The organism is Sphingomonas sp. FW306-1B-B10E, from assembly GCF_058782005.1.
This window is the reverse complement of the sequence record NZ_JBYSXG010000002.1, coordinates 175,590-186,366: the sequence shown is the minus strand read 5'-3', so window position 1 is coordinate 186,366 and position 10,777 is coordinate 175,590. Positions and strand designations below refer to the sequence as shown.

Below are 10,777 nucleotides of genomic sequence, written 5' to 3'. Positions count from 1 at the left end.
GGCGGGGCGGGGGCATAGGCTTCGGCGACCGGAAACGCGCGCGTCTCGGCGCGCGTGCCGGTCACCACGATGTCGGACGACGGCTCGGCGAGCACGGGCGGCGCGGCGGCGTCGGCGGCGGTGACGGCCTTCTTGTCGGCGCTCGTATCGGCGCAGGACGCGAGCAGCACCAGCACCATTCCGGTGGCGATCCGCTGTGAAAGGCGAGGCATGCACTTCTCCCTTGATGGCAGCGGGCGTGATCACCCGCATGTCCCTTCGACGCGCGTCGCGGGGAGATCCTTGGGAGCCTCTCGAAAAAAATTTCGGGGCGCGGCGCGCCGGCTCAATTCGCCTCGTTCGTGCTTCCGGCGAGCAGGCGGCGCGCCTCGTGCATCCGCCACGATATCGTCGCCTCGGCGACCCCGAGGATCGCCGCCGCCTCGGCATGGGTGAGTTGCTGCCCCGCCACCAGCACCACCGTGTCGCGATAGACGGGCTGGAGCCGCGCGACCGCGCTCTTCACCCACATCGCGTCGTGCAGGTCGCGCCCGTCGGGTCCGCGCGCGAGCCCCGTCAGCACCGCGAGACGATCGGCGAACCCACTGAACGAGCGCCGCCGGCGGCGGAGATCGCGGCAGGCATTGAAGGTGATGCCGCACAGCCAGGTGCTGAACTTCGCCTCGCCGCGAAAGCCGTGCAGGCGCTCGACGAGCGTACAGCAAACGTCCTGCGCGACATCCTCGGCATCGGCGCGCGATCCGGTCAGCTGCCACGCCAGTCCGTGGATCCGCGCATAATGGCGCTGCAACAGCCGTTCGAACGCATCGCGCTCGCCGGCTATCGCCCGGGGAAGAAGGTCCGCATCGGGATCGTCGGCGCGGGGGGCCATGCGTCAGAATCGGAACCGGCGCGCCGCCGGCCGTGACGAAACGGCGCGGCGCAGCGCGATCGACCACTCAGGCGCCTTTTCCCCCGACATGCGTCGCTATGTGCATCATTCGCGCGGGCGACGCCATCGGCGCCAAATCGCGGCTTCGTCGAATTTCGCGCAAAAGAATCGCAGCATTCGACCACGCCTCCGCACTTTCCCCTATAATGGTGAAGAAGATGCTAACGCGGAGACGTTGCGGTGATGGAAGCGATCCTGTTCGATATGGTCAAGCCCGGCCAGCGGCCCAGCAAACCCGCCTTCCAGGCGGACGAACTGAAGCATTTCGAAGTGTGCCCGATGTGCAGCCAGGCGGTCGACCGGCGCGATATCTATGCGGTGATGCACCATCTGCTGGTCGGCCACGCGCCGCTGCCGGTCAACTGAGACGATTTCAGGTTCCGCTCGCGGCCGCCAGGTCGTCGGGCGTATTGATATTGCGGAGCGCGAACCCGAGCTCGACCGGCGAGGCTTCCGCTATCCGCGCCCAGGCGCGCATCGACCGGTCGGCTTGCTGCTCCAGATGACGCAGCAGAGGGTCCGCCAGCACCACCGGCCATAGGCCGATCACGGGCTGATCCGCGACATAGCTGGGCACGCCGCCGCCCGAGAGCCGCGCAAGCAGGTCCGCCGGCAGGTCGGGGACATCGCAAGGCGCGCTCAGCACCGCGTCGAAGCCGTGCTCCTTTCCATGGGCCAATGCCGCACACAGCCCGCCCAACGGGCCGAGCCCCGCCTGGGGGCGATCGTCGATCCGGGCGATTTGGGGGTGCGACCGTCCGCAGATCACCAGCGCATCGCAGTCGCGGCGCAGCGCCTCGGCGACATGATCGACCAGCGTGCGGCCGTTCAGCACCGCATCGGCCTTGTCGCTACCAAAGCGCCGCGACGCGCCCCCGGCGAGGATCGCGCCGAGCAGCTTCATGAGAGCGGTCGCAGCAAGGAATCGGGGCGAGCGAGCACGCGCAATGCGAGCCCCGCTTCCCGCGCGCGCGACAAAGCCAGTGCGGTTGGGGCCGAAATCGTCGCCAGCATCGGGCAGTCGGCGAGCGCTGCCTTCTCGACCAGTTCGTAGGAGCAGCGCGAAGTGAGCAGCGCGAAGCCGCCCTCCCAGGCCATTCCGTCGCGCAGCATCGCCCCGATCAATTTATCGAAAGCATTGTGGCGGCCGACATCCTCGCGGACCAGCCGGATGCTGCCCTGCGCCGAGCAGGCCGCGGCGGCATGCACCGCGCGCGTCGCGGCACCCAGCGGCTGTGCCTGGTCGAGCGCGTCGAGCGCGGCGAATATCGCTTTGTCGTCGCCCGCCCATTGCGCGTGTCGGGCGGGCAGGGGACGCAGCGCCTGTTCCAGGCTCTCGACCCCGCATAGCCCGCAGGACGAGTCCGCGGTGCGGTGGCGGACCCGGTCGGACACGCGGCCGCCGACGCGCTGCGCCAGCGTCAGGCGCAGCAGCATGCCGCGCGCCACCGGATGGACCTCAACGTCGGCCACGTCGTCGGCGCGGTCGATCAGCCGCTCGGTCAGCGCGAAGCCGTAGCCGAGGTCGAGCAAATCGCCCGGGCTGGCCATCAGCACGGCATAGCCCAGCCCGTTGCACTCGATCGCGACCGGCACTTCCTCGGCAACCGCACGCGTCAACGCGCAGCGCTGCCCATCGGCGCCGATCTGCTCGAAGTCGAGGACGCGCGCGCCGGTCAGACGCAGATCCGAACCGGCACCGATTTGGCCGCGGGGACGTGACTCTCTTCGGCATGGTGCTCGACCGGCATCAGCACGTTCGCCTCGGGATAATAAGCGCCCAGGCAACCGCGCGGAATGTCATAGGGCGTGACGATCAGGCCGTCGCGGCGGCGTGACTGGCCGTCGCCGGCATCGCTTTCGAGCGCCACGATCTGGCCCTCGGTCACGCCCGCCGCCGCCATGTCCTCACGGTTGATGAACAGCACGTCGCGCGTGCCCTTCACCCCGCGGAAGCGATCGTGATAGCCATAGACCGTCGTATTGAACTGATCGTTCGAGCGCAGGGTCATCAGCCGGAAGCGCCCCTCGGCATCGTCGAACCCGGTGGCGCTCAGCCCGCTCGGCACGAGGAATTCGGCCTTGCCGCTCGGCGTCTGCCAGATCCGCTCGGCCGCCTTGTTGCCCTTCCAAAAGCCGCCTGGGGTGAACAGCCGCGCGTTGAAATTCTTGAAGATCGCCGGATAGGTCGCCTCGATCGCGTCGCGGATGCGGCTGTAGTCGGCGACCCAGCTGTCCCAGTCGATGCGCGGGTTGGGCCGCAGGATGCGCTTGGCGATCTCGGCGACGATGCGCGGCTCGGAAAGCAGATGCGGGCTGGCGGGCGGCGCCTTGCCGCGCGAGCCGTGAATGCAGCTGGTCGAATCCTCCATCGACACGGCCTGGGGACCACTTTCCTGCATGTCGGTCTCGATCCGGCCGAGACAGGGGAGGAGGTAGGTCAGCTTGCCGGCGAAGAGGTGGTTGCGGTTGAGCTTGGTGGCGATCTGGACCGACACATCGAGCCGGGGCCATGCCTCCTCCATCGGCCCGGTCTCGGGCACTGCGCGGAGGAAATTGCCGCCCAGTCCGATCACGGCCCTGACCGATCCGTCGATCACTCCGCGGCAGGTCTCGACGGTGTCGAGGCCCTTCTCGGTCGGCGGATCGAAGCCGTAGAGTTCCTTCAACTTGTCGACGGGGACGAGCTCGGTCTTCTCGGTGATGCCGACGGTGCGCTGGCCCTGGACGTTCGAATGGCCGCGCACCGGCGTCGGGCCGGCGCCGGGCTTGCCGATATTGCCGCGGAGAAGCAGCAGGTTGACCGCCATGCGGACATTCTCGACGCCCTTTACATGCTGGGTCAGCCCCATGCCGTAGATGAGCAAGGTTGCCTCGGCCTTGGCATAGACGCGCGCGGCTTCCTCGATCGCCGACTGCGCCAGGCCGGACTCGCGCTCGATCGCGGCCCATTCGGCCGTGCGCGCGGCATCGGCGAATGCGGAGAAATCGTGCGTGTGCTGTGCGATGAAATCGTGGTCGAGCACGGGCGGATCGCCCACCGCCAGCGCAGCGTCGTCCCATTCGACCAGGAACTTGGCGATGCCGAGCATCGCGGCGATGTCGCCGCCCGCTCTGACCTGGTGATATTGCGTCGAGATCTGCGTCTCGCCGAGCGTGGTCATCTCGATCGGGTTCTGCGGATCGGTGAAGCGTTCGAGCCCGCGTTCTTTGAGCGGGTTGAAGGTGATGATCTCGACCCCGCGCTTGCGGGCGCTGCGCAGGTCATGGAGCATCCGCGGCGCGTTCGACCCGACATTGTGTCCGAAGAAGAGGATGCAGTCGCATTCCTCGAAATCCTTGAGCTGGGTCGTGCCGACCGGCACCCCGATCGCCGCCTTCAGTCCCACCGATGTCGATTCGTGGCACATGTTCGAGCTGTCGGGCAGGTTCTGGTTGCCGAACATCCGCGCCATCAGCCCGTACATATACGATGCTTCGAGACTAGTGCGCCCCGACGAATAAAAAGCGACCGATTTGGGGTCTAGCGGGCGAACCGCGTCGCCGATCGCGTCGAACGCCTCCTCCCAGTCGCAGGCGACATATTTGTCGGTCGCGGCGTCGTAGCGCAGCGGGTGCGTCAGCCGGCCATGCTGCTCGAGTTCATAATCGGTCCAGCCGCGCAATTCGCTCAGCGTGTGCTGTGCGAAGAATTCCGGGGTGGTGCGCAAGGTGGTGAGCTCCCAGGCGGTCGCCTTGGCGCCTTCCTCGCAGAATTCGGCCGGGTGATGGTCGGCGGGCTTGGGCCAGGCGCAGCTCACGCACATGAAGCCATGGGGCTTGTTCTGCCGGGCGAGCTGGTGGAGCGTATCGGGCGTGACCCGCTCGCGCGGCAGGATCTCGGCGAGCGAGCGCACCGAACCCCAGCCGCCTGCCGGGCCCTTGAACGGCTTGATCTCGGGCTTGTCCGCGCGCTGCTTCGTCATCACGTTACTTTCTCTTCGTCCGTCCACGCCAAGTCGATAAGGACAGGACGCGGCCCCCTGGCAACTACCAGAAAACCCGCGAGAAGCCCGCACGCTCCTGTCGCATGCCGGCGCTCAATAATATCGCGGGATCGGGCCGTTCTGCGGAGTCTGGTCGGGCAAATCGATCTCGGCCTCGTCGACATAGCACCAGCCCCAGCCCTCCGGCGGGTCATAGCCCTCGATGATCGGATGGCGCGTGGCGTGGAAATGCGCGGTGGCGTGGCGATGTGGCGACTGGTCGCAGCAGCCGACATGCCCGCACGAGCGGCAGATGCGGAGGTGCAGCCACGGGCTGCCGATCTTCAAACACTCCTCGCAGCCGCGCGCGCTGGGGGTCACCTGGTTGATGGTGCTGCTGTGCATACACGACGTCATGCGATCTCCTGTCAGTCCGGATCGGCGAATTCGGGGAAGAGCTTCTCTATGGTATGTCGCAGGTTCTCGTCGCCGGAAAGCAAGCCATAATGATCGAGCAGGCGCTTCACCAATGCCGCCTTGTGCGGGCCGATTCCCGGCATCGCCTCCAGGCTGGGCAGGTCAGGGTCGGACAACCTGTCGGCTAGATCGCCGAGCGTCCGATATCCCGAGGCCGACAATTGCCTGCGAAGCCCCGGCGGCAGCACCGATTGGCCCACCGGCAAGTCGCGGTCGGGCGCGCCGGGTGCGTTGCGCCGCAGCCGTGTGCCGCCGGCCTTCTCGCGCGAAAGCGCCTTGCGGATATGGCCGAGCTGGCCGGCGCTGAGGCCGAGCTGGCGCCGGATCTGGCGATAGCTATGCCCGGAGGCGCGCAGCCTGCGCGCCTCTTCCAGATTCAATGCGGCCTGTTCCGCCACGCTCAGCATCGGTCTCGGTCGCCCCGTCAAGGCTGGGGCGCGCCCCGCATGCAGCAGCTATTACATGCGGAACGAGACGCTGCCTACGAAGGTGCGGCCGTTCTTGTAGAATGCCGAGGGCCGATCCGGCGTGCCGCTATACTGGAGATAGGTCTCGTCGAGCAGGTTCTGCGCCTGGACCGAGAAGGTGACATTGTCGTTGAGCTTGAACGCCGCCGAGGCGTCGAGCTGGTTGTAGGGCGCGACCATCTCCTGCGAGCCGAGCCGGCCGATCGTGCGGAAATAGGACGAGCGGTAATTGTAGCTCAGCCGCGCCTGGAAGGGGCCGCTCTCGAAATAGGGGATGATGTTGACGGTGTGCTTCGAGAGATAGGGCAGGTTGAGCGTCTCGCTGGTGTCGAGCGTCGTCGAGGTGCTGCTGTCCTGATAGGCGTAGTTCGCTTGGATGCCGAACCCGCCCCAGATCTCGGCCTGGCCGTGGACGAGCACGCCGTTGACCTTGGCCTTGCCGCCATTGACCGGCTGCGACACGCTGTAGTGGTTCTCGACCCGGCCGGTGAGCGAGTTGTAGAGCGACACGCCTTCCTGGCGCGTGTTGACGATGTAGTTCGAGATCTCGCGGCGATAGAGCTCGAGCGACAGCAGCGCGCCGGGCGCCGGATAGAATTCGGCGGTGACTTCGTAATTGGTCGATTCGTACGGCTTCAGATTGGGATTGCCGCCGCCCGCATCGAAGGTGACGTCGTTCTGCGTGATCGACGCGGCGAGGTCCTGGTAGCGCGGGCGCGAGATCACCTTGGCCACCGCGCCGCGGAAGATCAGCTTGGGGTTGACCTCATAGGCAATGTTGAATGCCGGCAGGAACTTCAGATAGTCGGTCGCGGTGCTGGTTGGCAGCGGGCGTGGATTGGGGTTGCCGGGCGTCGGCAAGGTCAGCGCATATTGAGAGAGGTCGCGGGTGTAGACGAGCCGGCCGCCGATATTGCCGCGCAGGCCGCCATGTTCGAAGTCGAGCTGGGCATAGCTGGCGACGACGGTCTCCTTGACCCGCGTCGAGGCGCCCACCTTGTCGACCAGCGGCGAGTTGATCGCATTGGCGAGGATGTCGATAACTGCCTGCTGAGACAGGTTGATATATTGGGTCGCGCTGCCGCTGCCGCCGGTGCCGTCGAAGATGCCGTCGGGCGTGACCGACGTGTCGACGCCGAGCTGCGAACCGAGCAGCGAGGTCTGCAGATAGGAGTTCACCCCGCGCGCATCGACGCGGTTGACATGGTGGTTGAACCGCCCGCCGACGAGGAAGCGCGTGAAGAACCCGCCGACCGGCACGGTCGCGTCGAAGCCGGCGAAGACGTCGCTGTCGGTGGTGACGCTATAGTCGAGACCGCCGATCTGCGCGGCGATGAGTGGCGCGCCGTTGACCAGCACCGGGCTGCCCTCGATCGTCGCGGGATTGTTGTTGGGGTTGGTAAAGTAATTGGCCGGGTTGGTCAGGTCACCGGTGAAGTTGACGTCGGCCGAGGTCGGGGTGATCGAGTAGCTGAACGGCAGCCTGGTCTGGACGTTGAACAGATATTCGGGATTGCGCCCGCCGGTCGCCTTGCTCCACCCGCCCGAGAAGGACAGCTTGGCGCCGTCATCGCCTTCCCAATCGGCGAAGAAGTTGAGATTGTCGGTCTTGAGCTTGGTGCGGCGGACGAGCGTGTCGAGCTGCGCGCTCTGGCCGGTCGCGGCGCCGAAACTGGCGTCGGTGACCACCCCGTTCGAGATCGTCGCCGACTGGAGCACGTCGCCGGTCCAGGCGCCGGGGATCGTGTACATCGACTGGCTGTAATTGTTGTAATTGCCCTCGATATGCGTGCCGTTGAGCGTCAGCGTCAGGTCGCTCGTCGGACGCAGCTGGGCAGTGCCAGCGACGCTGATGCGCTGGCGCTGCTGCTGGAAATAGGCGTAGTTGATCCCGAAGGGCAGCACGGCATCGGCTAGATCCTGGCGCGTGCCGCCGGTCACCGTCGCGGCGGGATTTTTGAAGAGCGGCTGGCCACCAGCATCGCGGACCGTCTGGAAGAAGCGCGTATCCGCTTTTTCATAACCAAAGAACTCGACGCCCGAGCGCACCAGGTTCTGCTTGTCATAGGTTCCGGCGAGGAGGACGCCGAACGTCTCCGCGTCGTTCTTCCAGCTGTACAGCCCGGAGGCGCGGATATTCCCCTTGTCGGCGCGGTCGTTGTACGAATAGCCGGCCGAGGCGAACGCGGAATTGGCCTTGAGCTCGAGCGGGCGGCGCGTGCGGACGATCACCGTGCCGCCGAGGCTGCCCTCCTCGATCCGCGCCTCGGGCGACTTGTACACTTCGAGCCGGTCGACCAATTCGGGCGCGAGCAGCGAATAGTTGAAGGTGCGGCTGCTCGGATCATTGTCGTTGCCGCCCCAATCGGCCGAGGCGAGCCCATGCCCGTCGAGCAGCATGCGGTTTAGCGCGGGGTCGGTGCCGAGGATCGCGACCTTCTCGCCTTCGCCGAAGCGGCGGTCGATCGACACGCCCGGAATGTGCGACAGCGATTCGGCGACGTTGCGGTCGGGGAATTTGCCGATGTCCTCGGACGAGATCGCGTCGACCACGGCGTTGGCGTTGCGCTTGACCTGGATCGCCTGGCGGAGGCTGCCGGCATAGCCGGTGACGACCACGTCTTCGCTCGCGGCATCGGCCTCGGCCTGGCTCGGCGCCGGATCGGGCGGCGTGGCCGGAGCCTGTTGGGCGTGCGCGCTGGCGGCGAAGCAGGTCAGAGCCGAAGTCAGAAGAATCGCCTGGCGCAAACGCATCATCGAATACCCTTTACAACACGCGGCCCGGCGGCCGCAGACACCTGCTCCGGCATCGTCTTCACCGATCTTTTCCGTCGATGAGGCCAATGCCTGCCATCGGCATAACCAAAGCAGACCTTTCGGGCGACCGGCGCCGCTCTCGGCACGTCGCACGAATTGGTGCTTCCGTCGTTGATTTGCGCCTCGTGGCCATTTGGTCACACGCCGAGGCGGATCGATCTGCGGCGCAAAATGGTATGATACCAATTTGGTCGCTACGAACCGCCTTCGCACCAAAATGCGGGCCGGGATCGGGCCCGGCCCGAAGTTTGGAAGCATAGGTTAAAGCGAGGACCTCCTTCCTGGTCGGCATCCGCGAAAGCGGCGATGCCGGAGTGTGAAATCAAGCTCTCGGACTAGCGTGCGCGAGGCGGACCCATGTCTGCGACCTGCACCCGGCGCGCCGATCGCACGACGCTGGCGACCTGCGGCTGGACCTCGAGCAAAGCCGCCGCCACGCATTCGCGCTCGAGCCGCCACAGGATCGGGTTCGACGGCGTCGGCGCGCGGCAGACCCAATGCGCCGCGCGTTCGACGCGGCGCTGGAGGCGAAGCACGTCGGCGGGCGTGCGCAGGTCGAGGTCGGCGTGATGGACGGTGCGCGAGCGCGTGTCGCTCTCGACGGGGCCCGCGAGGGCGAGCGCGAACGCGGCTGTGGCGATCAATGATATCATGATGAACTCCTCAATGTCGTGGGATGGCGCGCGAAGGTCTCTTCGCGGCGGGAACCATGCTTGTAGGTCTTGGCGACCCGTGCGGGATCCTTCAGCAGGCCCCGAGCGCCGGCTCGGACCGCGGCGCGGGCAGGGCGGGCGGTGCGTGCCCCCGCACTGCGATCGGCGCGAATTGGGCGCGATACTGTCCCGGCGTCATGCCGGTCAGCCGCTTGAAGATCGTGCGGAAGAAGGCGATGTCCGAATAGCCGATCGCCTCGCTGACCATGCTCACCGACGCGCCTTCATGCTCGAGCATCGTCTTCGCGGCTTCTACTCGGAGCGCCTGGACATAGCCGGCGGGAAGCCGCCCGGTCGCGGCCTTGAACCGGCGGACGAAGGTCCGCTCGCCCATGTGCACGAGGCCGGCGAGCATCTGCACCGGAACGTCGTCGCGGAAATTTTCCTGCAGATAGGCTTCGACGCTGCGAATCCGGGGATCGTCATGCGCTCGCGACACCGGCAGCACGGCATATCCCGACTGCATCACCCGCGGCATTGGCAACAGCAGCGCCTTGGCGGTCTGCACCGCGATGTCATGGCCGCAGAATTTCTCGACCAGATAGAGGCTGATGTCGATCGACGCGCCGACCCCCCCGCTGCACAGCAAGCGCTGGTCTTCGGTCATGAACAGCTCGGGATGCCAGCGCACCTTGGGAAAGCGCGCAGCAATGTCGGCGCAGGCGGCCCAGTGCGTGGTGGCCAGCCGTCCGTCGAGCAGTCCCGCCGCGGCGAGATAGGCAGCGCCCATGCACACGCCGACGACATAGGCGCCGCGGGCGTGCATGGCGCGCAGCCAGGGGAGCAGCGCGCTGTGCTCCACCAGCTTGAGGTCGAGATCGAGCCCCGAAGTGGGGACGATCACGATGTCGCTATGCTCGACCGCCTCGATCGCGCCGTCGGGCGTCATTTCGAAGCCATAGGGCGTGCGCACGGGCGCCCCGGCGATAGACACCGTATGCACGCGGAACGCCGGACGGGCGACTTCGCCGATCAGCGCGTTCCACAGGCTGCCGGCCGAGTGGAATATCTCGGTCGGCATCACTGCGGTCGACGAAAGGCCGTCGTCGAACATGACGATGGTCACGTCGAGCACGCGCCCCATCTTCGGATTCTCTCGCGCCACGATCATCCGCTCGCCGTTTCGGGGCCGATGATGTCGAGCACTTCGATGATCCGCGTGGCGGGAAAGCCGCTCAGCCGCGCATGCTCTTCAATCGCCGCGATGCTCTCGGCACGATAGTCGCACCAGGTGCCGTCCCGGGTGACGAAGGAACGCTCCCAGACGACCCGCCCGCCCAATTCCGCCAGCGCGGCATTCGAAGTGCGCGCAGCTTCCGCCAGTCCTGATTTAGAAAACTCGCCAAGACCCGGAATATATCTCTGGATTAAATAACGTTTCATTCAGTGTAACTCCCCTTGATGTTG

General features: G+C 66.4%; 12 protein-coding genes. 1 reads left to right on the top strand and 11 read right to left on the bottom strand.

The window, feature by feature from the left end:
- Both AC3WJI_RS01925 and AC3WJI_RS01920 read right to left on the bottom strand, forming a co-directional pair.
- On the bottom strand, nt 1-212 hold a 212-nt coding region (locus tag AC3WJI_RS01925; protein WP_492755539.1), incomplete at its 3' end, for a hypothetical protein.
- A 113-nt stretch (nt 213-325) separates the two neighbouring features.
- The gene (locus AC3WJI_RS01920) at nt 326-871 is read right to left on the bottom strand and encodes an RNA polymerase sigma factor (RefSeq protein WP_492755538.1); all 546 of its coding nucleotides are present in this window, start codon (nt 869-871) and stop codon (nt 326-328) included.
- 240 nt (nt 872-1,111) lie between these two features.
- Here AC3WJI_RS01920 and AC3WJI_RS01915 point away from each other — a divergent pair, with 240 nt between their 5' ends.
- The gene (locus AC3WJI_RS01915) at nt 1,112-1,297 is read left to right on the top strand and encodes a hypothetical protein (protein ID WP_492755537.1); all 186 of its coding nucleotides are present in this window, start codon (nt 1,112-1,114) and stop codon (nt 1,295-1,297) included.
- Nucleotides 1,298-1,304: 7 nt separating this feature from the next.
- Here the strand turns inward: AC3WJI_RS01915 and mobA are convergent, their stop codons facing one another.
- From mobA to AC3WJI_RS01870, 9 genes are all read right to left on the bottom strand, one after another.
- Nucleotides 1,305-1,835 carry a molybdenum cofactor guanylyltransferase gene (mobA, locus tag AC3WJI_RS01910; protein WP_492755536.1) on the bottom strand — a complete coding sequence of 177 codons (531 nt, stop codon included), beginning with the start codon at nt 1,833-1,835 and terminating at the stop codon, nt 1,305-1,307.
- Complete coding sequence (gene fdhD / locus AC3WJI_RS01905; protein WP_492755535.1) at nt 1,832-2,551, bottom strand: formate dehydrogenase accessory sulfurtransferase FdhD; 720 nt, start codon at nt 2,549-2,551, stop codon at nt 1,832-1,834. The genes mobA and fdhD overlap by 4 nt, the downstream gene beginning before the upstream one ends.
- A gap of 56 nt (nt 2,552-2,607) precedes the next feature.
- Nucleotides 2,608-4,896 carry an FdhF/YdeP family oxidoreductase gene (locus AC3WJI_RS01900; RefSeq protein ID WP_492755534.1) on the bottom strand — a complete coding sequence of 763 codons (2,289 nt, stop codon included), beginning with the start codon at nt 4,894-4,896 and terminating at the stop codon, nt 2,608-2,610.
- Nucleotides 4,897-5,010: 114 nt separating this feature from the next.
- Nucleotides 5,011-5,313, bottom strand: a complete 303-nt coding sequence (locus tag AC3WJI_RS01895) for a UBP-type zinc finger domain-containing protein (protein ID WP_492755533.1) — start codon at nt 5,311-5,313, stop codon at nt 5,011-5,013.
- Between the two features lie 11 nt (nt 5,314-5,324).
- Nucleotides 5,325-5,780 carry a hypothetical protein gene (locus AC3WJI_RS01890; protein ID WP_492755532.1) on the bottom strand — a complete coding sequence of 152 codons (456 nt, stop codon included), beginning with the start codon at nt 5,778-5,780 and terminating at the stop codon, nt 5,325-5,327.
- A gap of 51 nt (nt 5,781-5,831) precedes the next feature.
- Nucleotides 5,832-8,594, bottom strand: a complete 2,763-nt coding sequence (locus AC3WJI_RS01885) for a TonB-dependent receptor (RefSeq protein ID WP_492755546.1) — start codon at nt 8,592-8,594, stop codon at nt 5,832-5,834.
- 398 nt (nt 8,595-8,992) lie between these two features.
- On the bottom strand, nt 8,993-9,310 hold the full coding sequence (locus tag AC3WJI_RS01880) for a UrcA family protein (RefSeq protein WP_492755531.1): 318 nt from the start codon (nt 9,308-9,310) through the stop codon (nt 8,993-8,995).
- Nucleotides 9,311-9,401: 91 nt separating this feature from the next.
- On the bottom strand, nt 9,402-10,475 hold the full coding sequence (locus AC3WJI_RS01875; protein WP_492755530.1) for a GlxA family transcriptional regulator: 1,074 nt from the start codon (nt 10,473-10,475) through the stop codon (nt 9,402-9,404).
- A 2-nt stretch (nt 10,476-10,477) separates the two neighbouring features.
- Complete coding sequence (locus AC3WJI_RS01870; protein ID WP_492755529.1) at nt 10,478-10,753, bottom strand: DUF4242 domain-containing protein; 276 nt, start codon at nt 10,751-10,753, stop codon at nt 10,478-10,480.
- Nucleotides 10,754-10,777 lie beyond the last annotated feature (24 nt).

Excerpts from the sequence above, each read along its gene's own strand:
- AC3WJI_RS01870 (WP_492755529.1), bottom strand. The coding sequence starts at position 10,753 with ATGAAACGTTATTTAATCCAGAGATATATTCCGGGTCTTGGCGAGTTT.
- AC3WJI_RS01880 (WP_492755531.1), bottom strand. The coding sequence starts at position 9,310 with ATGATATCATTGATCGCCACAGCCGCGTTCGCGCTCGCCCTCGCGGGC.
- AC3WJI_RS01885 (WP_492755546.1), bottom strand. The coding sequence starts at position 8,594 with ATGCGTTTGCGCCAGGCGATTCTTCTGACTTCGGCTCTGACCTGCTTC.
- AC3WJI_RS01895 (WP_492755533.1), bottom strand. The coding sequence starts at position 5,313 with ATGACGTCGTGTATGCACAGCAGCACCATCAACCAGGTGACCCCCAGC.
- AC3WJI_RS01890 (WP_492755532.1), bottom strand. The coding sequence starts at position 5,780 with ATGCTGAGCGTGGCGGAACAGGCCGCATTGAATCTGGAAGAGGCGCGC.
- AC3WJI_RS01900 (WP_492755534.1), bottom strand. The coding sequence starts at position 4,896 with ATGACGAAGCAGCGCGCGGACAAGCCCGAGATCAAGCCGTTCAAGGGC.
- AC3WJI_RS01920 (WP_492755538.1), bottom strand. The coding sequence starts at position 871 with ATGGCCCCCCGCGCCGACGATCCCGATGCGGACCTTCTTCCCCGGGCG.
- mobA (WP_492755536.1), bottom strand. The coding sequence starts at position 1,835 with ATGAAGCTGCTCGGCGCGATCCTCGCCGGGGGCGCGTCGCGGCGCTTT.